The organism is Rhodococcus sp. NPDC058639, from assembly GCF_042717545.1.
Classification (GTDB): Bacteria; Actinomycetota; Actinomycetes; order Mycobacteriales; family Mycobacteriaceae; genus Rhodococcus.
On record NZ_JBHXRF010000004.1, the window covers coordinates 250,939 to 275,054 of the forward strand.

Sequence of the window (24,116 nt, forward strand, 5' to 3'; positions counted from 1 at the left end):
CGTGTGGGCGCGGGCTCTCGGCGGAAGCGGGTGAACTGTCGCGGCGGCTCGTGAGACCCGAGAGAAGCAGTACCGGATCACGGAGGGCCGGGAATCAGTCGTTCTGCACGACATTGCAGGGAAGGAGAGACCTATCTGCTTGTCCGTGGTCACGGCGCGATGCGCGAGTGGGTGGACTGCACGCGCCGAGAATCACGTAGTCTTCGATATCCTCGTCGAGCCGGCCTCGAGCGTCGCCTTCATATCGATCTCGGTGAGAATGCGAAACCCCGCTCCGACAATGCTTTTCGAGTCCGATCGAGCGCGTCGTCGAAGGTGGTCGCGAGAGTGGTCGAGCGTGCGAGGGTTATGGATATTTCCTTTTCGGTCCGGCGTCGGGCCCGGGCGACGGCGCCGTCCTCGACGACCCTGACCAGCTCACGACCACCGACCGCGCCCCCGAATATTCCAGCATCGACCGAATCGGCCCACCTGCGCACAACTGACGGTCGAGTTCCCTCTGTTGCGCGCCGAGGTCGCGGCCGTCGGGTACCCCGACGAGGATCTCGACAGGGGCAGTACTACGCCCACCCTCGAGTAGGAGTTGTTCCTCGTGGACAGCATGGACCGGGACGTCCTCGTTTCCGGCAGCATCTCCCACGACGAGCGCCACGTAGTCGGCTTCGTCGTCGTCGTGGTAGACGACGAGATGGCTGGGGCGCGTCGTCGTCGGCAAGGAAACCTCCAGGTGCTCACCTCGACGCACCTCCTGCAGTTCCCCACCGAGGCTCACCCGCCGGGCCGTCCAGCTGAAGAATCCGGTATCAGGCTCCCTCATCGCTCGCCCGCTCTCCTCGTGGTCACTCGTACGAGAGTTATTCGTCGCCGGAGCGCGGCGGGACGGGTGAGTGTTTCTGCGGACCCCCACCATCACACGTCAGCGCGAGCGGCGCTTGTCGCGTAACCGGGTAGCGAACTCGCGGGCCTTGCGCTGATTCTCCGGTTTGGACGCTTCGCGCCTGACCACCTGGATTGCCTTGACGGCCACGCCGCCCTTGATGACCCTGCTGAGCATTCCCATCGTGTGCCTCCTGTTGTCCGGACATCGAACCGATACTTCAAACGGTACGAGCCGACAGCGGACTGCGCGACCTGCCGGTAGTCCTCCGGACGCGCCGGGAGGCACGGCGATGCTCCCGCGGTGACGGCAGACGTTCGTCCCCAACCACAGAAAGGACACGATATCCAGGTCCGAAAGTCCCTGATCGCGCGACGATCATCCCTTGTGCTGGGCCGACTTCCTGCAGAGAATCACCGAATGGGGAACTTCGGGGTGCCCGCCGACCTTTCGGACGACGAGATCGTAGAAGGCCTCTATTTTTGGCGAAACAGACTGCGCCACTTCGCGTCCGAAGGTGATACCGACGCCGAGGAAGAGGCTCGTGCCGCCCTGGAACAATTCACGAGCGAGGCTCAGCGGCGCGGACTTCACTGAACCGGGCGACCGCTCCCCCGGCTGTCGTCTGCGCCGCCCGGCGGCTGAGGGTTCCCGGTTTCTCGCGGCGAGTCGAGTGGGGATACGCGAACGGCCACAGTGGGCACTGCGGAATCCTGCGGTTCCGACGGAACCGTCGGATCCACCACGAGAACAGGAACCGGACAGTGCGCCGTGAGGTACTCCGCCACACTACCGAGCATCCGGGTCGACATCCCGCGGCCTCGCTTTCCGACGACCAGCACGTCTGCGCGGTGGTTCTCGGCGTACCAGCGCAGGCACTCCCCGGGCGGACCGGCGAGCACCGCGTAGCCCACCGGAACGGTCCCTGCGCCGGAGGCAGCCGCGGTCAGACGCTGCTTCGCCCGGTCCACCATCGTCGAGTCGGGGTCGTTGGCGTCGTCGTAGGACACGACCGCGACCAACTCGAGAACTCCGCCTCCGCTCCCGAACAAGCGCAGCGCCGAGCGCAGTGCGTGCTCGGCCTCGGCGGAAGCGTCGTACCCGACCATCACGCGGAGCCCGGATGTCTTCTCGGTGTCCGCGCCCCAGCTGTCGACGGAGGTCACGTCGACGGAGCGGGGATTACGTTCGATTCGCTCGTACGCAATGGGGACGAACAACGGCCCGAGGATCACCGCGATGACTGTCCATCGACCGTCGTGTCCGCGGCGCGTCATCCATAGACCCGTCAGCAACCCGACGAACACCCACACGACGACGAAGACGGCAAATACGGTCCAGTTCACGATCTTCTCCTCGTACACGATGCAGCATCACGGTGTATCCGCGTGCGGACGTCGGGGACAGTGTCCCGCGCCGATGTCGGCCGAACTCCGCCGCCCCGCGCCGCGTCAGGCTCGATGTCAGGCATGACGCTCACCCTTCTGGTAGACGTCCGGGATCCCGTCTCCGTCGTCGTCGACCGTTTCCAGTGCGACGATCCGCCGGTAGGTGCGGTTGCGGACGACAAGCACCGACGAAGCGCACAAGGCGCTGAGCAACGAGCCGCACAGGACCGCGACCTTGATGTGGTCGGCGGCCGGAGTCCCTGCGCCGTACGCGAGATCCCCGATCAGCAACGACACCGTGAATCCGATACCGCCCAGCAGCGCGACACCGAACACATCGACCCAGCTCAGTTCGTCGTCCAGGTGCGCTCGGGTGAAGCGCGCCACCAGGTAGCTGACACCGAAGATTCCGACGACCTTACCGATGACCAAGCCCGCAATCACGCCGATGGAAATGGGATCGGTGAGGGCATCGGCCAGCCCGGTGAGGCCACCGACCGTCACGCCGGCGGCGAAGAACGCGAACACCGGTACCGCGACTCCCGCGGACAGCGGGCGAATCCGGTGTTCGATGTGCTCGGCCACCGGAATCTTCTTACCGTCGACCATCCGTGACACCGGAACCAGGAACCCGAGCAGGACGCCGGCAATGGTGGCGTGCACCCCTGATTCGTGGACGAGCCACCAGGTGACGACTGCCAAGGGCGCCAGTACCCACCATGCGTTCACCCCACGTTGCAGGGCGAACCCGAACGCCAGCAGGGGAAGCAGTGCCGCGCCGAGAAAGAGCAGCTTCACGTCGTCGGTATAGAACACGGCGATCACCGTGACCGCCAGGAGGTCGTCCACCACGGCCAGCGTGAGCAGAAACGTCCGCAGCGCAGAAGGCAGGTGTGCGCCGATCACGGCGAGGATGGCCACCGCGAACGCGATGTCGGTCGCGGTGGGGACCGCCCAGCCGTTGAGCGCCTCCGCACCACCGCGCGCGTTGATCGCGACGAAAATCAGCGCGGGGACCACCATGCCGCCGAGCGCGGCCGTGACAGGCATCGCGGCGCGGCGCAGATCCCGCAGACTGCCCTCGACGAATTCGCGCTTGAGTTCCACACCGACGACGAAGAAGAAGATCGCGAGCAGCCCGTCCGCCGCCCACGTGCCCAACGACAAATCCATATGGAGGGCCGACGGACCGACGGTGGTCTCGCGCAATGCGTGATAGGAGTCGGACCACGCGGTGTTCGCCCAGATGAGCGCGGCGAGCGCCCCGACGAGCAGCAGAATGCCGCCCACCGTTTCCTTGCGAAGTATGTCCGCCACACGCCGGGATTCCTCCCAGGAACCACGGGACAGGAACGGAAGCCCGGAGAAGATGCTCGACATCACACGTCCTCGGAAGACAGCGCGGCCGACCGTCGTGCGGGGCCGCATCGGCCGGGCCGAGAATTCACGACGGGAGTCAACGCGCCGGGCATCCCGGCAGGCGGGGATAAAGATACAACGCAACGGTACACACAGTCCTCCGGCTCGAGAGTGAGATCATCACCTTGCCGACCAGACTTCCCGGCGCACCGCAACGGACAGTACCGCACTCGTACGGTGCGGGTGGTCGTCGCCTTGGAGCGCCTCCCGGCGCGTCGCACGTCCTGGAGCCGACCGTCGCAGAGCACCGGCACGAACCGTGCGGCGATGCCGTATCTCTGGCACTATTCATCGCGTGACGACCGATCGGATCGAAGTACAGCGGACCGTCAAGGCCGATCCCGCAGCGATTTTCGCGGTGCTGTGCGACCCCCAGGGACACGTTGCCATCGACGGTTCCGGCATGTTGATGGACGCGGAGGGCCCGGTGGTAACCGCGGCCGGTGACAAATTCGTCGTTCACATGGACCGGGAAGCACTCGGTGACATTCCGATGGGCGAGTACGACGTCACGGTGACGATCAGGGACTTCGTCCCGGAACGAGAGATCTCCTGGACCATTCTGGGAAGAGTGCGTCCCCAGATCGGACACATCTACGGCTACCGGATCGAACCCGTCGACGACGGTTCTCTCGTAACGTCGTACTACGACTGGTCCGAGATCGACCCGACGTGGCGCGAGGCGGGGATCTTTCCGGTGATCTCCGAGGCGACACTCAAATCGTCGCTCGGCATCCTCGCGCGCACCGTGCGCCGGGGTTATCCGCACTGATCACGGACCCGAGACGCGTCACGTCGCGACGTCGGAGAGTCCTGCGGGGCAAGCAGCGCAGCGAACATCTCGGAATGCAGGTGCCAGGCCGGTCCCGTGCCGGTCTCCCGCGCCACGGACAAGGTGTCCATTTCGGCGACGGCATCGTCGCCGGGCACGACGTGTGCGCGCAGTGCCTCGAGGAACAGCCATTCGAGCTGTGCCCGCATTCGCCGCGGCCGGCCGGGATTTCGGGCTCATCGACGATCCTCCCCGCACCTGTCACCGGTCAGACGATGCCGCCGTTGGCGCGCACGATCTGACCGTTGACCCAGTGCCCCGCGGGGGACGCGAGGAAGGCAACGACCTCCGCGATGTCCTCGGGCGCGCCCAGACGTTCGAGTGGGGGCTGGGCGGCCAGCCTGTCGATTGCCACCGCGTCCTTGCCGTCCAGGAACAGTGCGGTGGCGGTGGGGCCCGGGGCGACGCTGTTGACCGTGACATCTCGTCCGCGCATCTCGCGGGCCAGAATCATCGTCACGGCCTCCACGGCGCCTTTGCTCGCCGCGTACGGAGCGTAGGTGGGGACACCCAAGCCGACCGCCGACGTGGAGAACAACACGATCGAGCCGCCCGCGCGCACCCGGCGAGCAGCCTGCTGGGCGACGACGAAGGTGCCACGAATGTTGGTGCGGTACAAAGAATCCAGCGCGCCCAAATCCATCTCGGTGATCGGAGCCAGATACATGCGGCCCGCGGCGTTGATCACGACATCGATGCCACCGAAAGTGGACTCGGCGGCGTCGAACAGTAGGGCGACCGCATGCTCGTCGGCCACGTCCGCCTGCACGGACACTGCCTTTCCGCCCGCTGCGGTGGCCTCGGCGACGGCGGCCTCGGCCTCGTCCTTGTTGCCCGCGTAGTTCACGACCACTGCGTACCCGTCGGCAGCCAGGCGCCGGACGGTCTCACGGCCGATGCCGCGCGAACCACCGGTGACGATCGCGACACGCGGTGTGGTGAAGGGGGTGCTCATAGGTGATGCCCCTTCGATCTGGTCCGGATCGGGCGGTTGTCCGTCCGCCTCTCGTCGCATTCCACGATCACCCCGCTTCCGCGAAATAACCACGGGGCTTCCTACCCGGGGGCCGGCATCCCCTTGTTCGCGCCGCCGCAGGGGACGAACATGAAGAAATGGACCTCGTAGACCTCGGTGCCTTCCTCAAGACCCGCCGTGACCGCATCCGGCCCGGTGATGTCGGCCTGACCACCGGGCCGCGCCGCCGGGTTCCCGGGCTGCGACGAGAAGAGGTCGCCTACCTAGCCGGCGCGTCGACGGACTACTACACCGAACTCGAGCGCGGCGGCGGCGCACGTCCTTCCGATCAGATGCTCACCGCCCTGGCCAGGGCACTGCGGTTGAGCAGCGACGAACGCAACCACCTCTTCCACCTTGCCGGTTACCCGTCGCCACCTCCACGCGGCCCATTGGGTCATGTGCATCCGGCGATGCTCGCGCTGCTCGACCGGCTCGAGGACACCCCCGCGCGGATCATGACGGACCTCCACGAGCCGCTGGCGCAGAACCGGCTCGGCGCGACTCTCCTCGGCCCGCTTTCCGAGGTCCGGACACGCCCGTACGGCAGCAGCTTCGTGTACGTATGGTTCACCCGGCCGGAGGCGCGCAGCCTGTATCCGGTAGAGGACCACCCCCGCCACTCCCGCGACTTCGTGGCAGACCTGCGCGCGGTCGCTGCCCGTCGTGGCGACCCCGAAATCCACGACATGATCACGGAATTGCGAGGGCGTAGCGAGGAATTCGCCGCGCTGTGGGCCGAGCGCGACGTCGCACTGCGCAGGCACGCCACCAAGCGGCTCGTCCACCCGACGGTCGGCGTGATCGAGCTGGACTGCCACACGTTGTTCAGTGAGGACGGTTGTCAGCGACTGCTGTGGCTGGCTGCCCGGCCCGGCAGTCCTGCGGCGGGGCAGCTGGCGCTGTTGGCGGTCGTCGGCACCCAGCGCCTGCCTGCCTCGGGCATGATCTCGACGTAACCGTCCGTCCCGTTCACGCGAATGCGCAAGCCGTCCCAAATCGACAGGGTGGCGTGCTGCACGCCCAGCACAGCCGGCACGCCGTACTCCCGTGCCACCACCGCACCGTGGGACATCAGTCCGCCCACCTCCGTCACCAACCCTCCGATCGAGACGAACAGCGGAGTCCAAATCGGATCGGTGTAGGCGGCGACGGGGGTGTGAGAGTCGTGTACGTGCGGAACAAGTCTTTCCGCTCCCGTCCGGCGCCGTCGCACGCTCGACGCGTACCACAACGTCACGCAGTTCCTCGAACCTCACCGCCGTGCGAGGCACTCGGCTTCAGCCGACAGTGCTCGCTTGTACACGAAATAACGGCTGACCATGGCGTACTTCGGATCCGCGACGTCGAGGAGATGATCCCCGCGCCACCGCGCCGATTCCGTCGCGGAAGTGATCACCATCTTCTGCACGACCACTGCCATACGGATTCCCGGAGCCTTCACCGAAGATCCACGGCACCAACGTATTCGAAGATTTGGGCGCCGGAAACGTATCACGATGCCAGAATTTCCTCGCCACCCGGCCACCTCGTGCGCGTCTGTCGCGCCACCGAACCGTCCGAGGAGAGATATGCACCGGAAAATGTCCCGCCTGATCGTCACCCCGCTCGTCACCGTCGCGGCTGCATCACTGAGCATGGGTGTGGCGCACGCGGACCCGTGGAACTCCGTCGACTTGTTCCCGCCGAAGGATCCCGTCGAGACACCGTTCTGCAGCATCGATTACATCGACCCCAACGACTTCGGTCGCTCCGACAGGAGTGACGTCACCGTGTCCTCGCCTGCACCCGGGCAAGTGATCTTCACGTTCCACACCCGTTCGCAGTCTGCAGCGCCGTACACCCAGAGAGCGCGTGTGGCCTGGGCAAACCTCGACACCGGTTTCAACGGCGGCGGGGTCGCGACAGCGCGTATCGAAGAGGGTGAAACCACCATCGAGTTGCCTGTCCAGATCACGGAGCCGGGCCGGATCACGGCGGTCACCAGTGTCACCAACACCGCAGACAACGGGCAGAACGTTACGTACTACGACTGCTCCACCGAATACACGGTGCCCTGACGACGCACGCCGCCGTCCCCGACCCCTGGTCAGGACGGCGGCGCCGTGATCACATCCGTACGAGAAACCGACGCCACGTCGAACGCGGTTTCGTCGAATGTCGCAAGCTCCTTCACCATCCGCCGGGTCGACCACGGCCAGTTGAAACTGTTGCGACCGTTGACGTCGAAGAAGTAGCTCTGGCACCCGCCGGCGTTGTACACCGTGCCGGCGAGCGCCTTCTGTACGCCGGCGTTGAAGGAGTCCTGCGCGGCGCGGCGGGGTTCGACGCGGGTCCAGCCTTCCTCGCGCGCACGGGTCAGCACCTGGAGGACGTAAGCGAGTTGCGCTTCGAGAATCGTGAATGCCGAGGTGTGGCCGGTGCCGAGCGAGGGGCCGAGCAGAACGAACGCGTTCGGGAACCCGGCGACCGTGGTTCCGAGATACGCTTGCGGACTGCCTTTCCAATGGTCGTCGAGGCTACGGCCCTGCGCGTCGAAGATTCGGCTCGCGACCGGCATGTCGAGAATGTGGAAGCCGGTGCCGAAGATGATCGCGTCCACAGCGGTTTCGGTTCCGTCCGCCGCGACCACGACGTTCCCGCGCACGGACGCGACGGCGGTCGGATGAACCTCGACGCCGGGCCGAGCCAATGCCCGGTAGTACTTGTTGGAGAACAGGAGTCGTTTACAACCCAGCGTGTACCGAGGCGTCAGCGTTTCGCGGAGTCGGGGGTCGCGCACCTGAAGTCGGAGCCATGCCTTGCCGAGTTGCTGAATCGCCTTCATGATCCAGGGGTTTCGGAAGCCGAGTCCGAGTGCCTCCATGATGCCGTACTCGACGCGCCGGAGAGCGTCGTGCGCGCCGGGCACACGCTGGAGGACGGTGCGCTCGAATCCGCGAAGGGCGTAGTCCGGCTTGGGCAGCACCCATTGCGCGGTGCGCTGATACACGTGCAGGGCTTCGACTTTCGGCTGAATCTCGGGGATGAACTGCACCGCGGACGCGCCTGTACCGACGACCGCCACGCGTTTTCCCCTCAGGTCGTACCGGTGGTTCCATCGCGAGGAGTGGAAGACCTCGCCCGGGAACGTGTCGAGCCCGGGGATGTCAGGAACGAGGGGTTCGTTCCAGGGCCCTGCCGCTGCGATGAGCGCGCCGGCCGTGATCACGCCGGCGGAGGTCTCGATGATCCATCGGTGAGTCTGCTCGTCCCACTGGGCGCGATGCATCTCGGTACCGAAACGCACGCGGGGGAAGATCCGGTGTTCCCCGGCCACTCGCTCGATGTAGCGCCGAATCTCCCCCTGCCCGGCGAACACGCGGGACCAGTCCCGGTTCGGTGCAAACGAGTACGAATACAGAGCCGAGGGAACGTCGCAGGCACATCCCGGATAGGTGTTGTCGCGCCACGTGCCGGCGATTGCATCCCCCTTCTCCAAGAGAACGAAGTCGTCGATCCCGTGCCTCCGAAGTTCGACTGCCGAACCGATGCCGGAGATCCCGGCCCCCACGATCACCACTTCGTGGTGTCTCATGACCGCACCCCTACCGCGGCGGGATGCCGCATGACGAGGAGACGCCGTAAACCGGTTGATCCAGGAACGCAATCTGCCGTCGCCCCCCGGACGAAGTGTATGTAACTCGTCGTCATACAAAGAAGCTACCAGGAGACACGGGTCGGCTGTCGACCGCGAATCGCGATCCCGTGGACGGGAGTATCGCCGGCGACGATGCCTCAGGCCGCGTACGACGGCACGGGCACCGTGAGGGATGCGATCATTGCGGGGGCCTGATGCACGCCGAAAAAGCGGAATCCCTTCCGCGCGCACCCTATAGAGCAACTCGGCCTCGGCCGGGGAACATATCCCGTCGAGGACCTCCTCGGTCGCCACCGCACCCCGGACTTCACCGTGGCCGGGAGTTCGCTCGCGGTCACGCACCCGTGGTCCTCCGCCTGGTTGTCGCGGGACGCGGCAGCGATCTCCACCCAACTTCGGCCACGCGACGAAGGAGTTCGACGACCGGCGTCAACTACGGGCAGCGCTACAACGTGCAGCCAAAGTCGACCCCCGCGGATCGATCCGACCCACGGGCACCAGAGAATGCCGACCCCTATCCGGCCCGGTTCGGTACCGCAACTCCTGCCCGCCTGCGCGGCTGCAACTGGGTGGCGCTTGCCAGTCCGATGACGAGGAATCCCGCCGCGAAGAACAACGACCACCTGGTGGCGTCCGCGAAGCCGTCCGACAGGGCGTCGGCGGTCTCGGGACCGGCCGGACCGAGACGGCCGTCATCGCCCTGATCGCGGATGATCGGGATGGTGCTGCCCGCCGAGTCCCGGGTGCTGTCGACCAACCCGGTCTGCACCTGCGCCGGTAGAGGACTCGATTCGAGGCGGTCGGTGAGGCTGTGCGCCAACCCGAGCGAGAGCACGGTCCCGAGGATGGCGGTACCCAGGGCCGCACCGAGCTGCCGGGAGGTGCTCTGGATGGCGGACCCTTCCCCGGACTCTGCCTTCGGGATATCGACCAGCACGGTTCCGGTGAGCTGGGCAGACGCGAGACCCAAACCCATGCCGTAGATCGCCAGCAGCAGTGCGAGCACGACGGAACTCGCCGACGGGCGGAGGTACAGCGCGAAGGCAAGCACCCCGAGCACCTCCAGCGTCAGACCCACCATGACGGTGCGTGGGGCTCCCAGTTTCGCGGTGACAAACCGGGCCGAAGCCCCGGAAGCGAACGCGCCCACCGCCATCACGGCCAACACGTAGCCGGCGCCGAGGGTACTGAGCCCGTAGGCGTTCACGAGGAACAGCGGTAGCACCAGCAGGAGGCCGAACTCTCCGATCGCCACCGTCATCGCGGTGGTGTTTCCCCAGCTGAAGGTGCGGATCCGGAACAGGGTCAAGTCGAGGATGGCGGAGCGCCGGATGCTCGCGCGATGTCGCTCCCACATCACGAACGCCGCCAGGACGACAATTGCCACCGCAGCGACAACCGGTGTCGCCGAGATCGGCGCGGTCTCCGGCCACGTCACCCCGAAGACCCTCAGATCGGCGATCGGCTTCCACCAGCCGATCTTCTGCCCCTCGATGAGGGCGAACACCAGCGCGCCGAACCCGATCGCACTCAGAATCGGCCCCAGGACATCGAGTCCGGGGACCGTGGTCTTCGACCGGGTCTCGGGCACGAACAGCACTGCACCGATGATGACGATGATGCCGATCGGCACATTCACGAGGAAGATCCACGGCCAGGTGAACGAGGTTGTCAACCAACCTCCCAGCAACGGACCGACGGCTGCCATCCCCGAGATCACCGCACCCCACACGCCGAACGCGACTGCTCGGTCCCTGCCGCGGAAAGTGGCGTTGACGGTAGAAAGTGTGCAGGGAAGAACGAGGGCACCTCCGATGCCCTGCACGACGCGGGCAGAGATCAACGTCGTCGAACTGTCCGACGCCGCTGCGGCCAGACTTCCACAGACGAACACGAGAACCCCGATGATGAACAGCATTCGGCGGCCCACTCGGTCGCCGAGCCTTCCCGTCGTGAGCAACAGTGCCGCGAACACAACCGAATAGATGCTGTTGATCCACTGCGCGTCTGTCAGATCCAGCTGCAGGTCATCGATGATGACCGGGAGAGAGACATTGACGATCGTCCCGTCGACGACGATCAACGACAGCCCGAGGGCCAGGACGCCTAGTCCGATCCACTTCCGGCGGCCTACGTCTACTTCAGAATCAGGGGTTTCCATCTCGTCGGAGCCTTCCTTCCTGGCTGTGCGGAGTCCGTCGCCTCGGACGTGGACAGCGCCCCGTTTCTCGGTAGAACTCAGAGGGTGAGCATCACCTTGATCGCTCTACGTTCGTCCATGGCTCGGTAGCCCTCCGCTGCCTCCTCGAGCGGCACGCTCAGATCGAACACCCGTCCCGGATCGATGGTGCGGTTCCAGATGAGGTCGATCAACTGCGGAAGGAATCGCCGCACCGGAGCGGGACCGCCGTGCAGATGCACGTCGGCGAAGAAGAGCTCCTGGCCGGGTAGCGCAACGTCGTGGGACACACCCACATACCCGACGTGCCCGCCGGGTCGTGTCGAGCGGATCGCCTGCATCATCGACTCCTGCGTGCCGACGGCCTCGATCACGGAGTGCGCCCCCAACCCGGAGGTGAGCTCCTTGACCTTCGCGACCCCTTCGTCCCCACGCTCCTCGACGATGTCGGTGGCGCCGAACTCACGCGCCAAGGCTTGTCGATCGGCGTGGCGGCTCATGGCAATGATCCGTTCGGCGCCAAGCTGTTTCGCTGCCAGAACCCCCAGTAGCCCGACTGCACCGTCACCGACAACCGCGACGGTCTTACCGGGGCCGGCCTCCGCGGCAACCGCGGCGAACCATCCGGTTCCAAGCACATCCGACGCCGCCAGGAGGGAAGGGATGAGGTCCGCGTCGGGTTGGCCGGGCGTCCGGACCAGCGTTCCGTCGGCCAACGGGACGCGCGCGTACTCGGCCTGGGTGCCTATCGCGCCCATGGGTACGGCGTGCACACACCGGGACTGATAACCGGCGCGGCAGATCTCGCAGGTGTTGTCGGACGCGAAAAACGAACCGACCACGAAGTCCCCGACCGCAACGTCGGCGACCTCATCGCCGATCCGGGTGACCGTTCCGACATACTCGTGACCCATCGGCATGTGGTCGACAGGGTCTGCGCCGCGGTACGGCCACAAATCGGAACCACAAATGCAGGTGGCAACCAACCGGATGACAGCGTCGGTCGGTTCGACTATCTCCGGGTCCGGACGATCTGCAATCCGCACCTCGCCGGGCTTGTCGAGAATGACTCCACGCATGAGATCTCCTTCGTCTGCCGGTACGGATACCGGTTCACCTGCTTCGGGGTGCGGGGTCCGCCCTCGTCCGAGTAGGGCAACTCGACGATCATCGACGCGATCGTGCACTTCGCTCGGGCGCTGCTCACGCAGCCCGCGTCGTTCCGGCTACCGATCACGGCTGCACTGCTCTCCAGGTCACAGTACGGGCAATTGCGTTTCGGAAAGTGCTTCCCGGCCGTTGCTGCCTGATCTGATGGATACCACGACATCTGGCGATGACGGCCGCCCTCGCCGTCCGGAACATGCGTGGAGGGTTCGGCCGAAGGAGGAAGTCATGCAGATCGTTCGCAGTTCGCTCGATACCGGGATAGGCCCGGAGGACTGGTTCACCGGTGAGGTCTATATCGATCCGGTGGCCGCAGCGCCACCGCCGTCGCGAGTGTCGGCCGCTCTCGTCCACTTCATGCCCGGTGCCCGCACGCACTGGCATCTGCATCCCCTCGGCCAGACCGTCTTCGTCACGGAGGGCGTCGGATTGTGCCAGCGCCGGGGCGGCCCCGTCGAGGTGATCCGGCCCGGGGATCGCGTGTGGTTCGAAGCCGACGAGGAGCACTGGCACGGCGCAGCGCCCACCCGGCTGATGATTCACCTCGCCATCAACGAAACGGACGACGAGCACGATACGGTCCACTGGCTCGAACCTGTCACCGACGAGGAATACAACCGGGCACCCGAAGACGCGCTTTGAACAAGGCTCAATCCTTGACTTTGAGTAAACAAGGGCACACACTTGACCGATGTTCGTGCTGACGGTCGACCAACGAGGCAGTCGCCGCGACATCGACCGCGTCTCCGGACTCCTCACCGACCTGCGTGATCCGCGACTGGTCCGTCCGTTCGACCGCACTGCCGGTGACGAAGTACAGGCCGTCGCCGATGATCCGGGTGTCGTGGTCGACCTCGTGCTGGAGTTGCTCCGACGAGAGCGCTGGAGCGTCGGTATCGGAATCGGCCCCGTCGAGACTCCCTTGCCGAAACAGACCCGCGCCGGCCGCGGACCGGCATTCGAATTCGCCCGGCGTGCCGTCGAACGCGCCAAGAATTCCATCGGGCAGGTCGCCGTCGAGGGCCACCACGCTGAGGCCGCAGCGGATGCCGACGCCGCACTGACCCTGCTCGCGACCCTCGTCCTTCGGCGCTCCCCCCAAGGACACGAAGCCGTGGCACTCGCTCGCACCGGATCGACGCAGGCTCGGATCGCCGACGAACTCGGCATCAGCAAACAAGCCGTGTCCCAACGCCTGGCAGCGGCCGGGTGGCAAGCCGAGATCGCAGGATGCGCGCTCGCTCACCGACTGCTGGAAAGGGCCGATCGTTGACCGTCGTCTCGCTGGTGTGCCTCGCTGTTGCCGCCCTCGCGCCCGCGCTGTCTCTCCGTTCCACGCTCCCGGCGTGGCTCGGCGCGACAGTGACCACCGCGGCGCTCGGGGGTGCAGCCCTGGCGGCCACCGCCACCGCGCCCGTGCACGGAGTCGCGCTGGCCGTGACACTCGCACTCACCACCCTGGCCGCCGTCACCGGCGGCGGACCGGCCGTGCTGGTCGCCTTCCGGATCGCCCGACGCCAGCCGGATGCCGGACCCGATCCCGCTCCCCCGCCCGGGCCGCTGCGGGGCGGACGGGTCATCGGCGTGCTCGAGCGCGGCGCCGTCGCGGTGTCGATCCTTGCCGGGTGGCCCGAAGGCATCGCGATCATCATGGCCGTCAAGGGTCTGGCGCGGTACCCGGAGCTACGCGAGCCGAACGCCTCGGAGCAGTTCATCATCGGCACGGCCACCAGCGTGCTGTGGGCGTGTGCGGCGTGTGGAGTCGGTACCGCGCTCATCACCTGATCCACCGCTCACCCGGATCCATGGCCCGCGCACCGGGCTGGCATACTCGCTCGGACAACCGAATATGCCATCGAACTGCAGCGGGAGAGTTCCGCACACGTGCGGGCGCCGAAGGAGCAACCTCCCCGGGAATCTCTCAGGCCCCCAGACCGCCGCCGGCGAGGCTCCTCTGGAAAGCAACCCCGCGGGGTTCACCGAAGGTGTAAGTGGGTCCCCGGATCCGCGAAAGCTCTCAGGTCACATGACAGAGCGGGGAACCGACCACCCGCCGGTGCGCGATGCACCCTGTCCGGAGGAAGTTCCGTGGCTCCGTCTGTCGACGCACCCTCACGCGTGCCTGCCGTTCCGCTTCTCATCGATGACCGCCCGGCCGAGCAGTCGGCACACACCTCCCGAAGGCGCCTGGGTATCGCAGCCATCGTGGTCTCCGCAACGGCGATGGGCGCCGCCGGGTTGTTCGGCCGCATGGCCACCCCTCCGGGCGCCGTACTCGGCGAAGCCCTCACCTTCGGCCGGATGCTGGTCGGCGGGTTGGGGATGCTGGTGATGCTGGCACTGTCGCGACGTCTCGGGAAACTACGACGAGCCCGGCTGTCGTGGTCGGTGGTGCTCGGCGGCGTGTTCCTCGCCCTGTCCCTCGCCACCTATCTCTCCGCGACCGTGCTCACCGACCTGTCGCGCGCGGTGGTCCTGCACTATCTCGGCCCGGTTCTCGCGACCGTGTTCGCGAGGATGTTCCTCGGAGAGACGATCACTCGGCGAGATGCGGTGTCCCTTGTCGCCGCGTTCACCGGGATGCTCCTGGCCGCGGGTCTGATCGGCGGCGCACCCGCCCCGAGTTCGGACGACCAACTGCTGGGCACCGTGCTCGGTGTCGTGTCGGGAGTGTTCTACGGCGCCGCACTGCTCTGCTACCGCTACCGCTCGGATATGCCCGCGGACCTACGCAGTTTCTGGACCTTCGCATTCGGGGCGGCAGCGACCGGACTCGTCGTGGTGGTCACCCGGCCCGACCTCTCCGGGATGACCCCGGGCAACTGGGTATGGGCTATCGGGTTCTTCGTCGTCTGCGGCCTGTTCGCCTTGGGCCTGCTCGTCGTCGCCGGCACGTATCTGCGCGCGGCCGAATTGGCCGGACTGTCGTACCTGGAAGTAGTAGTCGCTCTGATGCTCGGTGCAGCGGTGTTCGGCGAGTCCGTATCGCTCCTCGCCGGCGTGGGCGCAGGTCTCGTCATCGTGGCGATGGCACTTCCGCTCACCTCTCCTCGCCGCCGGTGACGTGCGTGCGCACGCCCCGGCGGCCCGGCAGGATTACTGCCTCGGGAGTTCCTCGCCGACCTCTTTCTCCAGAGACGAGACACGCTCCTCGGGCGCGGGGTCTGCGGCCGGCAGCGCAGAGGACTCGCCACCGCGCGTGACCGCCGCCGCCTGCTCTCCGGAGACGACCGGGACCGCGGGATCCACCGGCTTGCGTGCCACGGCCTCGGCTTCGGCAACCGCTTTCGCCACGACCGGGTCGGTCTTCATGTCGAACCAGTCGCTGACCTCTGCCGAGTCGTCCTCGGGACGCTGGAGATCTTCGTCGACCGGGCTCGGCTCGAAACGGAACACACCGTCCTCGCCGCGAGCACCGAGCGCGCCCGCGAAACCCTTGAGGGCGTCGCCGAAGTCGCTGGGCACGAGCCACACCTTGTTCGCGTCACCCTGTGCCATCTGCGGCAATGTCTGCAAGTACTGGTACGCGAGCATCTCGGGGGTCGGTTTGCCGGCCTTGATGGCTGCGAACACCTTCTCGATCGCCTTCGCCTCGCCCTGCGCCTGGAGGTACTGAGCGGCCCGATCACCCTGTGCCCGCAGGATGCGGGACTGCCGTTCGGCTTCCGCCTCGAGGATCGCGGCCTGCTTCGATCCCTCCGCCGAGAGGATGCGTGCCTGCTTGTCGCCCTCTGCGGTCTTGATCGCGGCCTCGCGGTGGCCTTCGGCAGTGAGGATCGTCGCGCGCTTCTCGCGGTCCGCCTTCATCTGCTTTTCCATCGACTCCTGGATCGACGGCGGCGGATCGATGCTCTTGAGTTCGACGCGCGCGACCCGCAGACCCCAGCGGCCGGTCGCTTCGTCGAGCACGCCGCGTAGCTGACCGTTGATCGAGTCACGGGAGGTGAGAGTTTCTTCCAGGGTCATTCCGCCGACGACGTTGCGCAGCGTCGTCACCGTGAGCTGTTCGACGGCGGCGATGTAGTTGCTGATCTCGTACACCGCGGCTTGCGGATTGGTGACCTGGAAGTAGACGACGGTGTCGATGCTCAGTGTCAGGTTGTCCTTGGTGATGACCGGCTGCGGCGGGAACGACACCACCCGTTCGCGCAGATCGACTTTCGCGCGGATACGGTCCACGAACGGCACCAGGAACGTCAGCTGCCCCGACGCAGTCCGGAAATAGCGTCCCAAACGCTCGATGACCGCCGCTTCTGCCTGCGGGATCAGGGCGACCGACTTCACCACCACTATCACGACGAGTACCACCAGTACGGCGAGTACGATCAGCGCTTCCATAGGTCAGACACCCCTCCATACGACGGCGGTCGCACCGTCGATCTGCATCACGGTCACGGTTGTTCCCGGTTCGTATACTTCGGTGGCGTCCAACGGCCGGGCAGTCCACACATCGCCGTCGATTTTCACGCGGCCCGCGTGCTCACCCACTTGCTCGACGACGAGCGCGTGCTTGCCGGGTAGCGCGTCGACACCCGTCGTGAGCGCGGGCGGCGCTGAATAGCGGCGACGCAGGATGGGTCGGACTCCGAGCAGCAATACCAGCGAGCACAGTGCGAACACCACGGCGTCGAGCCACACCGGCAGATCCGTTGCAGCCGAGACACCGGCGGTGGCCAACGCTGCTCCGCCGAGCATCAGCAGGACGAAGTCACCGGTGAGCGCTTCCGCCGCGGCCAGTGCCACGCCGGCGATAAGCCATATCAATGCCGCCACGGCACCCATCGAACCATAAATCGGACATCGCGGCAGATACCCAGGTCACAGCCTTGCGGAGCCGTTGCCGCGCACGCACCCGCCACGACGAGCACAATGCTCCACACGTCGGCGAACCGTCCGTGCGGATGGAACGCGACCGGGCGGGCGCCGCCGGCCCCACCCTTCCCCGGAATCCGAAAGGGCCACGATGAACACCCCAACGAGTTCACTGACCGCCGAGGACCTGGAGTTTCTCCGACGCCCCTTGCACGGATTCGTGAGCGTGGCCGCAGGACCGCTCCCGCCGCAGCCCCGACCGGTCTGGTTCGAGGCCACCGACGCGGGCACCATCAACATGTTCACAGCCCCCGGCTCTCTGAAAATCCGGCGCCTGCAGCGCGACCCCCGCGCGTCGATCGTGGTGGCCGCCCCGGTCGGGGAACGTGAACGGTGGGTGTCGGTCGCGGGCCACACCACGATCGAGGCGGACGGAGCACACGAGTTATGTTCCCGTCTCGCCGCGCGCTATTGGGATCTCGACGATCCGGCGCGTGCCGCCGACCTCGCCGGCATCCTCGCCGAAGACCAGGTCCGTATCGTCATCCACCCGGACACCGTGCGGCGGTATATGTATTGAGCACGCCGGATGTGCCGTCGGCCCTCCCTCAGTGAGCGGCGCTCAGTTGCCGTCGACGGGTTCGGTGACGAAATCCACGAGTCGCTCGACAGCGCCGATCAGCGGGGCTTCGAGATCCCGGAACGACGACACCGCGCCGTAGACCCGCCGCCAGCCTTCCTGCGGCGTACCCCAGCCGAGTTCACGGCACACGCCGGTTTTCCAGTCCTGGCCGCGCGGAATCGTCGGCCACGCCTCGATCCCGACGGCCTTGGGGCGCACCGCTTCCCACACGTCGATGTAGGGATGGCCGGTGACCATGACGTGCGGGCCGAGGTTCGCGGTGAGCCGCTCCTCCTTCGATCCGCTGACGAGATGGTCCGCCAGGACACCGACCCTCCGTCCCGGACCGGGACGGAACTCGGCGAGCCGCTCGGCCAGGTTGTCGAGGCCTTCGAGTTGTTCGACGACGACGCCCTCCACACGGAGGTCGTGTCCCCACACCTGTTCGACCAGGGCCGCGTCGTGCACGCCCTCGACCCAGATACGGCTTCCACGAGCGACGCGTGCCCGCAGGCCCTCCACTCTCGTCGAACCCGAGGCCGATCTGGCCGGGGCCTGCGCCGCCGGTCGCGGCTTCGGCCGGACCAGGGTGACGGGCGCGCCGTCGATCAGAAACGCGGCGGGCCGCATCGCGAACAGACGGGTGCGGCGTTGCCCGTCCTCCAAGCGCACGAAGTCGCCGTCGTAGGTGCGTTCGATGCCGACGATCGCGCCGCACCACCCCGACGCGGCGTCTTCGATCACGAGATCCTTCTCGGCCTCGAGTTCCGGGACGGTCTTCTTCCGCTTGCGGTCGTGTCCGGCATAGATGTCGCCGTAGCTATCGCGTGGACTCACGCCGGTCAACGTTAGGACAACGGCACCGGCGCGCGGTCGTCGCCACGCCGGAGAACAGTGCGTCCTATGCTCGTTCGGTGAGTTCCCCGAGTCAGAGCCTGACGCTGTGGGCCGGAGCGTGGCTGTCCGGTCGCGCAGCGCCCGACGAGGTCATCGATGCCCTGCACGAGTGGGCGCCGATGCACCTCGTCGCTGCCGCCGAGGCGGACGCGACACACCGCGCCGGGCTCACCGGCCAGGACCCTGAGGACGGCGCCGCGGTCCTGCTCACCGTGATCCGGCGGGCCGACCCCGCCGGGGGTTCGGGCATTCGACTGCTGCTGCCGTCTCCGGGCGATGTGCGCGGGTTACCCGCGGGCATTGCTTTCTCCGCAGCCGCAACGGCCGCCGGAGAGGGTGTGCTCGTCGGCGCGTCGGGGACGCCCGGACTCGGTCTGGTTCCGACCGTCGAGGGACCCGATGTACTCCGCTGGACGGTGTTCGCCGTTCCGGTGGTGCCCGAATTCACCGACCTACCCGGCCTCGGGGAAGCCGAATTCACCATGCGCGAAGCGGTACGCGACGCCGCCGCCACGCTCACCGGTATCCGCACGGTCGGCGACGACGGGCGCAGCACCGACCCGCGTGCCGAGATCGCGGCCGAGATCGCCGAGTTCGCCCGCCACCGGTATCCCGACACGATCCCGCAGCGTGCCGTACGCATCCTCGACTCCGCCGATCAGGTCGCGGCGATCCTGACGGTCGCCGGTCGTGGCGGTGGACTGCGCGCGGTTTCGGCCTCCGCCGCGCTGGCCCGGGAAGACGCCCTGCGCCCGCTGTGGGCGGCAGTGCGGCACGCACGTGTCGGTGCGGTCACCGCCGCTCTGCACGCCACCACGCGCGGCTGATGTCGGTCACTCCGCACGCCGTGCGGTGAACAGCAGGTAATCCCAGTCCATCGCTCCACCACCCAGGTCGTACTGCCGCGCGAGATCGGCAAGAGCGCGATCGAGGGCGGCCACCTTCTCGGGGTCGTCGGCGATCCCACGGTAGACGGCGACGGCCGGACCGTAATTCGCCTTGAAGAAGTCGCGGAACTCTTCGCCGGTGGCGAACCGGTCGACGCGCAACGACTCCGTGCGGACCCGTACGTCGCCGACCCGGGTTCCCAGCAGTGCCCGCACGTGGGTTTCGTCTCCCCACAGCGGTGGTGGTTGCGCCCCGGGCGGCGGAGCGGGCGCGTACGGCTTCATAGCCGCGAACATCCGGCCGATGAATCCGCCGGGCGTCCAGCTCAACAGCCCGATCCGGCCTCCCGGACGGGTGACCCGCACGAGTTCGTCCGCAGCCATCTGGTGGTGCGGCGCGAACATCACTCCGACGCACGAGAGCGTCACATCGGCACTCGCGTCGCCGAACGGCATCGCCTCCGCGTCTGCCTCTTGCCAGGTCAGGGTGGCGCCGGCGTCCTCGGCATCGCGACGGCCGACCTCGAACAGTTCGGGTGTCAGGTCCGTAGCCACGACGGTGGCACCGGTCAGTGCCGCGGGGATCGCCGCGTTGCCCGAACCGGCCGCGACGTCGAGCACCCGGTCGCCCGGGCCGACCCGGCACGCAGATACGAGGATCTGTCCGAGCGACGGGATCACTCCGGACGCGACAGCCGGATAGTCGCCGAGCGCCCACATGGCACGGTGCTTCGCCTTGAGGTCGCGGTCTACGTCGAGTTCCGAGCGGGATTCGGTCATCACATCTCCTCCTACGGAGCGTCCGATCCGTCGTCGACGGATCTCCGAGGCGCACCGTCAACGGTATGAACACCCGTGGATCGGTTCCAGTTCGGAATCTGTACCGCTCGAGAGGCCTACCATTCCAAGCATGGGCTCGCCCTACCACCAATTTTGTCCCGTCGCTAAAGCGATGGAACTCTTCGACGAGCGGTGGACACTTCTGCTGGTGCGCGAATTGGTGCTCGGCAGCGAGCGATTCAACGACCTGCGCCGCGGACTCCCCCGGATGTCGCCGTCGTTGCTGTCCACCCGGTTGCACCAGTTGACGGTCGCGGGAATCGTGCAACGGACCGTCGACGGTTCGGAGGTCCGTTACGTGCTCACTCCCGCCGGACGTGACCTCGAACCGGTGGTGGCCGCGCTCGGCACGTGGGGGTCGCGCTGGACCGGCCGGCTCGGCGACGAGGACCTCGACCCCAAGCTGCTGATGTGGGATATGCACCGCAACGTCGACCACTCCGCGATCGAGGAGACTCGGGTGGTCGTCGAGTTCGTGTTCACCGGCGCCCCACGCGGGTCGCGGCGGTGGTGGCTGGTCATCGTTCCCGGAGAGGTCGACGTCTGCGACACCGATCCGGGCTTCGAGGTCTCCGTCACGGTCACGGCGGGTCTACGGACTCTGACCGAAATCTGGCGCGGAGAAAGCGACTGGCCCGAGGCGCTGCGCACCGGAGCCGTGGCCGTGGACGGCCCGGTGGGGCTGCGGCGGTCCCTCCCGAATTGGTTCGTCTCTCCCCTGGCCGGGGCGAATCGCAGTGGTGAACCGGCTCTCTGAGCCGTGGGTTCTCAGTCCTCCGCGGTGGGCGCCGGCCGAGAGGACCGCGCCGGGGGTTCGCAGCACCGAACCGCGCACAGCGTGCCGTTGCACCCCGTTCCGAACTCCGGTTCCGTCCCGCGCCGGCGTGGCGATGCGGTACCGAGGCGTTCCTGCACGAGTTCACGAACCATCTGCGCGAAACGGGGATCGGTCCCGGCCGTCGCCGCGCGCACGAATCCCATACCGAGTTCGGCCGCACGGTCCCGGGCTTCGGTGTCGAGATCCCAGACGACCTCGAGGTGGTCGGAGATGAATCCGACCGGAACGACGATCACCGAGGCCACGCCGCGCTGGTCGAGCGCGTCGAGATGGTCGACGATGTCGGGTTCGAGCCACGGCACCTGAGGCGGGCCCGAACGCGACTGCCAGACCAGGTCGTAGTCGTCGACACCGAGCGAATCTGCGACCAGGCGTGCGGCCTCGGCCACCTGGCGGCTGTAGAGACGGCCACCGGCGTCCGGCGGTCCACCGGTCGCATCGGCGGAAGTCGGGATCGAGTGAGCGGTGAAGACCAGACGCGCGTCCCCTGCGTCGTCGGACAGTTCGGTGCGGGCCGCGCGCACGGCATCGGCGACCGCGTCGAGGAACAGCGGGTGGTCGTAGAACTGCCGGATCTTCGTCAGGTCCGGGGCGTGATCGACCGCGTTCCGTGCCCGGCGGATGTCCTCGTGATACTGGCGGCATCCCGAGTAACCGCCCCACGCCGAGGTTGCGAAGACGAGCGCGTTGCGAATCCCGTCGTCACGCATGGTGGCGACGGTGTCCTCCACCATCGGATGCCAGTTGCGGTTTCCGAAGTACACCGGCAGGTCGATGCCGTGGGCCTCGAACTCGCCGCGCACGGCATCGATGAGGGCCCGGTTGAGCGCGTTGATCGGTGAGACACCCCCGAAGTGCAGGTAGTGCTGGGCAACGTCGTCGAGACGTTCCGGCGGGATGCCCCTGCCCCGGGTGACGTTCTCGAGGAACGGCCGCACGTCGTCGGGGCCTTCGGGGCCGCCGAACGACAGCACCAGCAGTGCGTCGAACGATTCGGGGGTGCTCACCATGAGAGTGCTCTCCTGACCTGTCAGGCGCCGAGGCCGACCTGCGAGTGGAAACCACCGTCGACGTACACGATCGACCCGGTGGTGCCGGGCAGCCAATCGGACAGTACCGCGCACACGGTCTTTGCGACCGGTGTCGGGTCCTCGACGTCCCATCCGATCGGGGACGCCGCGGACCAGCCTTCGTTGAGGCGGTTCATCTCGGCACCCGGGCCGGTCGCGTCGCCGGCGATGGCCTTGGCGGCCAGCGTCTTGATCGGGCCGGCCGCGACGAGGTTCGAGCGGATCCCACGCGGGCCGACCTCCTTCGCGACGTATCGGTTGACCGATTCGAGGGTCGCCTTGGAGACACCCATCCAGTTGTAGAACGGCACCGCGCGCGACGGATCGAAGTCCATGCCGACGAGAGAACCGCCCTCGTTCATGACCGGCAGCACCGCCTTGGCGAGTGCACCGTACGAGTACGCGGAGACCTCCAGGGCGACGGCGACGTCACTCCACGGGGCATCGAGGAACGGGCTGCCCAGGCACGAACGCGGCGCGAAACCGATCGAATGCACGACGCCGTCGATCCCCTCGGGCGCGAGTTCACGCAGTTTGTCGGCGAGCCCCTCGAGGTGCTCGGTGTTCTGCACGTCGAGTTCGATCGCCGGCGGCACCGGCTGCGGCAGACGCTGCGCGATGCGGTCGATCAGCCGCAACCGGTCGAAGCCGGTGATGATGATCTTCGCGCCCTGTTCCTGTGCCGCTTTGGCGGTGTGGAACGCGATGGAGGCATCGGTGATGATGCCGGTGACGAGAATGGTCTTGCCCTCGAGCAGTCCGCCCATGAGTGTGTCGATCCTCCAGTGAGATTCGGATGTGGTCCGGGTGTGACGGCGGGTCAGTGACCCATGCCCATGCCTCCGTCGACGGGGATGACAGCGCCCGAGACGTATGCGGAGTCGTCTGAGGCGAGGAAGCTCACCACGCCCGCGACATCGTCGGGCTTGCCGAGACGCTGCATCGGGATGAATTTCTTTGCCATGTCGCGCAGGTCGTCGGACAGTTCCGCGGTCATGTCCGTCTCGATGAATCCGGGTGCGACGACGTTGGCGGTGATCGAGCGTGAGCCGAGTTCGCGGGTCACCGACCGGGCGAGTCCGATCACGCCGGCCTTCGAGGCCGCGTAGTTGATCTGTCCGGCCTGGCCGGCCATTCCGACAACCGAACCGAGGAAGATCATCCGCCCCCACCGGGCGCGCAGCATCGCCCGGTTGGCGCGCTTCGCGCACCGGAAGGACCCGGTGAGGTTTGCGTCGAGGACGGTGGTGAACTGGTCCTCGGTCATGCGCATCAACAGGGTGTCGTCGGTGACGCCGGCGTTGGCGACCAGCACCTCGACAGGCCCCTGGTGCTCTTCGACCTCGGTGAATGCGCGGTCGACCGAGTCGGTGTCGGTGACATCGCACACGACACCGAACAGGTCGTCGGGGACACCGGAACCGCGGTGGGTGACGGCAACCTTGTGTCCGTCGGCCTGCAGGCGGCGAGCCACCGCGAGGCCGATACCGCGGTTTCCTCCGGTGACGAGAACGGACCGGGGAGTGCCCGCGGGGCGCGTGGACGCGGCGGGGCTACTTGCGTCAGTCATGGCGACAAACCTATCTGGTGGTGGATCGCACACGGACAGGGCTCCGTGAGCGGCGACAAGAAG

General features: G+C 67.0%; 29 protein-coding genes, 1 pseudogene and 1 riboswitch. Of the genes and pseudogenes, 11 read left to right on the top strand and 19 right to left on the bottom strand.

The annotated features are described in order from the left end of the window. Window positions 1-106 precede the first annotated feature (106 nt). From ACFWU2_RS09450 to ACFWU2_RS09460, 3 genes and pseudogenes are all read right to left on the bottom strand, one after another. Window positions 107-350: pseudogene (locus ACFWU2_RS09450) on the bottom strand (DUF302 domain-containing protein); the annotation flags it as partial. Further along, complete coding sequence (locus ACFWU2_RS09455; RefSeq protein WP_378604411.1) at window positions 347-817, bottom strand: hypothetical protein; 471 nt, start codon at window positions 815-817, stop codon at window positions 347-349. The gene ACFWU2_RS09455 and the pseudogene ACFWU2_RS09450, both read right to left, overlap by 4 nt. Window positions 818-916: 99 nt before the next feature. Beyond that, complete coding sequence (locus tag ACFWU2_RS09460) at window positions 917-1,060, bottom strand: hypothetical protein (protein ID WP_378604414.1); 144 nt, start codon at window positions 1,058-1,060, stop codon at window positions 917-919. A gap of 237 nt (window positions 1,061-1,297) precedes the next feature. Between ACFWU2_RS09460 and ACFWU2_RS09465 the strand changes: the two genes are divergently transcribed. Continuing rightward, a complete protein-coding gene (locus tag ACFWU2_RS09465) occupies window positions 1,298-1,474 on the top strand; it encodes a hypothetical protein (protein WP_378604417.1) in 177 nt (58 codons plus the stop codon). Here ACFWU2_RS09465 and ACFWU2_RS09470 read toward each other — a convergent pair. Together ACFWU2_RS09470 and nhaA are read right to left on the bottom strand one after the other, a co-directional pair. Beyond that, window positions 1,468-2,223 (bottom strand): universal stress protein, encoded by a 756-nt coding sequence (locus ACFWU2_RS09470; protein WP_378604420.1) that lies wholly within the window; start codon window positions 2,221-2,223, stop codon window positions 1,468-1,470. The two genes, ACFWU2_RS09465 and ACFWU2_RS09470, sit on opposite strands and share 7 nt — an antisense overlap. A 117-nt stretch (window positions 2,224-2,340) precedes the next feature. Next, the gene (gene nhaA, locus ACFWU2_RS09475; RefSeq protein WP_378604423.1) at window positions 2,341-3,645 is read right to left on the bottom strand and encodes a Na+/H+ antiporter NhaA; all 1,305 of its coding nucleotides are present in this window, start codon (window positions 3,643-3,645) and stop codon (window positions 2,341-2,343) included. A gap of 334 nt (window positions 3,646-3,979) precedes the next feature. Between nhaA and ACFWU2_RS09480 the strand changes: the two genes are divergently transcribed. Beyond that, window positions 3,980-4,456, top strand: coding sequence for a polyketide cyclase (locus tag ACFWU2_RS09480; RefSeq protein WP_378604426.1), 477 nt, complete (start codon window positions 3,980-3,982; stop codon window positions 4,454-4,456). Here the strand turns inward: ACFWU2_RS09480 and ACFWU2_RS09485 are convergent. After that, complete coding sequence (locus ACFWU2_RS09485; RefSeq protein ID WP_378604429.1) at window positions 4,444-4,665, bottom strand: hypothetical protein; 222 nt, start codon at window positions 4,663-4,665, stop codon at window positions 4,444-4,446. The genes ACFWU2_RS09480 and ACFWU2_RS09485 overlap by 13 nt on opposite strands. A 59-nt stretch (window positions 4,666-4,724) precedes the next feature. Beyond that, the gene (locus ACFWU2_RS09490; protein ID WP_378604432.1) at window positions 4,725-5,471 is read right to left on the bottom strand and encodes an SDR family oxidoreductase; all 747 of its coding nucleotides are present in this window, start codon (window positions 5,469-5,471) and stop codon (window positions 4,725-4,727) included. 158 nt (window positions 5,472-5,629) lie between these two features. Here ACFWU2_RS09490 and ACFWU2_RS09495 point away from each other — a divergent pair, with 158 nt between their 5' ends. Next, complete coding sequence (locus tag ACFWU2_RS09495; RefSeq protein WP_378604435.1) at window positions 5,630-6,490, top strand: helix-turn-helix transcriptional regulator; 861 nt, start codon at window positions 5,630-5,632, stop codon at window positions 6,488-6,490. Here ACFWU2_RS09495 and ACFWU2_RS09500 read toward each other — a convergent pair. Both ACFWU2_RS09500 and ACFWU2_RS09505 read right to left on the bottom strand, forming a co-directional pair. After that, entirely contained in the window at window positions 6,376-6,771 is a 396-nt protein-coding gene (locus ACFWU2_RS09500) for a PEP-utilizing enzyme (RefSeq protein WP_378604438.1), read from the bottom strand. The two genes, ACFWU2_RS09495 and ACFWU2_RS09500, sit on opposite strands and share 115 nt — an antisense overlap. Window positions 6,772-6,786: 15 nt before the next feature. Continuing rightward, window positions 6,787-6,954, bottom strand: coding sequence for a hypothetical protein (locus ACFWU2_RS09505; RefSeq protein WP_378604441.1), 168 nt, complete (start codon window positions 6,952-6,954; stop codon window positions 6,787-6,789). A gap of 148 nt (window positions 6,955-7,102) precedes the next feature. Between ACFWU2_RS09505 and ACFWU2_RS09510 the strand changes: the two genes are divergently transcribed. Continuing rightward, the gene (locus ACFWU2_RS09510) at window positions 7,103-7,591 is read left to right on the top strand and encodes a hypothetical protein (protein WP_378604444.1); all 489 of its coding nucleotides are present in this window, start codon (window positions 7,103-7,105) and stop codon (window positions 7,589-7,591) included. 29 nt (window positions 7,592-7,620) lie between these two features. On the opposite strand, the gene ACFWU2_RS09515 is transcribed toward ACFWU2_RS09510, so the two are convergent. From ACFWU2_RS09515 to ACFWU2_RS09525, 3 genes are all read right to left on the bottom strand, one after another. After that, a complete protein-coding gene (locus tag ACFWU2_RS09515; protein ID WP_378604447.1) occupies window positions 7,621-9,108 on the bottom strand; it encodes a flavin-containing monooxygenase in 1,488 nt (495 codons plus the stop codon). Between the two features lie 577 nt (window positions 9,109-9,685). Beyond that, window positions 9,686-11,332 carry an MFS transporter gene (locus tag ACFWU2_RS09520; protein WP_378604450.1) on the bottom strand — a complete coding sequence of 549 codons (1,647 nt, stop codon included), beginning with the start codon at window positions 11,330-11,332 and terminating at the stop codon, window positions 9,686-9,688. A 77-nt stretch (window positions 11,333-11,409) separates the two neighbouring features. Beyond that, on the bottom strand, window positions 11,410-12,429 hold the full coding sequence (locus tag ACFWU2_RS09525) for a zinc-dependent alcohol dehydrogenase family protein (RefSeq protein ID WP_378604453.1): 1,020 nt from the start codon (window positions 12,427-12,429) through the stop codon (window positions 11,410-11,412). Between the two features lie 316 nt (window positions 12,430-12,745). On the opposite strand from ACFWU2_RS09525, the gene ACFWU2_RS09530 reads away from it, so the two are divergent. The 4 genes from ACFWU2_RS09530 (at window position 12,746) to ACFWU2_RS09545 (ending at window position 15,580) form a co-directional block, all read left to right on the top strand. After that, the gene (locus tag ACFWU2_RS09530) at window positions 12,746-13,159 is read left to right on the top strand and encodes a cupin domain-containing protein (protein WP_378604456.1); all 414 of its coding nucleotides are present in this window, start codon (window positions 12,746-12,748) and stop codon (window positions 13,157-13,159) included. Window positions 13,160-13,208: 49 nt separating this feature from the next. Continuing rightward, on the top strand, window positions 13,209-13,790 hold the full coding sequence (locus ACFWU2_RS09535; RefSeq protein ID WP_378604459.1) for a hypothetical protein: 582 nt from the start codon (window positions 13,209-13,211) through the stop codon (window positions 13,788-13,790). Next, the gene (locus tag ACFWU2_RS09540) at window positions 13,787-14,302 is read left to right on the top strand and encodes a hypothetical protein (protein WP_378604461.1); all 516 of its coding nucleotides are present in this window, start codon (window positions 13,787-13,789) and stop codon (window positions 14,300-14,302) included. The genes ACFWU2_RS09535 and ACFWU2_RS09540 overlap by 4 nt, the downstream gene beginning before the upstream one ends. Before the next feature lie 71 nt (window positions 14,303-14,373). Then, a riboswitch (glycine riboswitch) is annotated at window positions 14,374-14,464 on the top strand. A gap of 141 nt (window positions 14,465-14,605) precedes the next feature. Then, window positions 14,606-15,580 carry a DMT family transporter gene (locus ACFWU2_RS09545; protein WP_378604464.1) on the top strand — a complete coding sequence of 325 codons (975 nt, stop codon included), beginning with the start codon at window positions 14,606-14,608 and terminating at the stop codon, window positions 15,578-15,580. Between the two features lie 33 nt (window positions 15,581-15,613). On the opposite strand, the gene ACFWU2_RS09550 is transcribed toward ACFWU2_RS09545, so the two are convergent. Both ACFWU2_RS09550 and ACFWU2_RS09555 read right to left on the bottom strand, forming a co-directional pair. Next, window positions 15,614-16,855 (bottom strand): SPFH domain-containing protein, encoded by a 1,242-nt coding sequence (locus ACFWU2_RS09550; RefSeq protein WP_378604467.1) that lies wholly within the window; start codon window positions 16,853-16,855, stop codon window positions 15,614-15,616. 3 nt (window positions 16,856-16,858) lie between these two features. Further along, entirely contained in the window at window positions 16,859-17,290 is a 432-nt protein-coding gene (locus tag ACFWU2_RS09555) for an NfeD family protein (RefSeq protein ID WP_378604470.1), read from the bottom strand. Window positions 17,291-17,480: 190 nt separating this feature from the next. Between ACFWU2_RS09555 and ACFWU2_RS09560 the strand changes: the two genes are divergently transcribed. Next, window positions 17,481-17,909, top strand: a complete 429-nt coding sequence (locus tag ACFWU2_RS09560) for a pyridoxamine 5'-phosphate oxidase family protein (RefSeq protein WP_378604473.1) — start codon at window positions 17,481-17,483, stop codon at window positions 17,907-17,909. A 42-nt stretch (window positions 17,910-17,951) separates the two neighbouring features. Here the strand turns inward: ACFWU2_RS09560 and ACFWU2_RS09565 are convergent, their stop codons facing one another. Further along, the gene (locus ACFWU2_RS09565; RefSeq protein WP_378604476.1) at window positions 17,952-18,788 is read right to left on the bottom strand and encodes a DUF3097 domain-containing protein; all 837 of its coding nucleotides are present in this window, start codon (window positions 18,786-18,788) and stop codon (window positions 17,952-17,954) included. Between the two features lie 77 nt (window positions 18,789-18,865). Here ACFWU2_RS09565 and ACFWU2_RS09570 point away from each other — a divergent pair, with 77 nt between their 5' ends. Further along, complete coding sequence (locus ACFWU2_RS09570; RefSeq protein WP_378604479.1) at window positions 18,866-19,675, top strand: hypothetical protein; 810 nt, start codon at window positions 18,866-18,868, stop codon at window positions 19,673-19,675. Window positions 19,676-19,681: 6 nt separating this feature from the next. Here ACFWU2_RS09570 and ACFWU2_RS09575 read toward each other — a convergent pair whose 3' ends face one another. Continuing rightward, entirely contained in the window at window positions 19,682-20,515 is an 834-nt protein-coding gene (locus tag ACFWU2_RS09575) for a class I SAM-dependent methyltransferase (protein WP_378604482.1), read from the bottom strand. Between the two features lie 130 nt (window positions 20,516-20,645). On the opposite strand from ACFWU2_RS09575, the gene ACFWU2_RS09580 reads away from it, so the two are divergent. Further along, window positions 20,646-21,332, top strand: coding sequence for a winged helix-turn-helix transcriptional regulator (locus ACFWU2_RS09580; RefSeq protein WP_378604485.1), 687 nt, complete (start codon window positions 20,646-20,648; stop codon window positions 21,330-21,332). An 11-nt stretch (window positions 21,333-21,343) separates the two neighbouring features. Here ACFWU2_RS09580 and ACFWU2_RS09585 read toward each other — a convergent pair whose 3' ends face one another. From ACFWU2_RS09585 to fabG1, 3 genes are read right to left on the bottom strand one after another with little or no spacing between them, the layout of a single operon-like run. Further along, window positions 21,344-22,423 carry a ferrochelatase gene (locus tag ACFWU2_RS09585; RefSeq protein ID WP_378604488.1) on the bottom strand — a complete coding sequence of 360 codons (1,080 nt, stop codon included), beginning with the start codon at window positions 22,421-22,423 and terminating at the stop codon, window positions 21,344-21,346. A 20-nt stretch (window positions 22,424-22,443) separates the two neighbouring features. Continuing rightward, window positions 22,444-23,250, bottom strand: a complete 807-nt coding sequence (gene inhA, locus ACFWU2_RS09590) for an NADH-dependent enoyl-ACP reductase InhA (protein ID WP_378604490.1) — start codon at window positions 23,248-23,250, stop codon at window positions 22,444-22,446. Between the two features lie 53 nt (window positions 23,251-23,303). Continuing rightward, window positions 23,304-24,053, bottom strand: a complete 750-nt coding sequence (fabG1, locus tag ACFWU2_RS09595; RefSeq protein WP_378604492.1) for a 3-oxoacyl-ACP reductase FabG1 — start codon at window positions 24,051-24,053, stop codon at window positions 23,304-23,306. Between the last annotated feature and the right edge of the window lie 63 nt (window positions 24,054-24,116).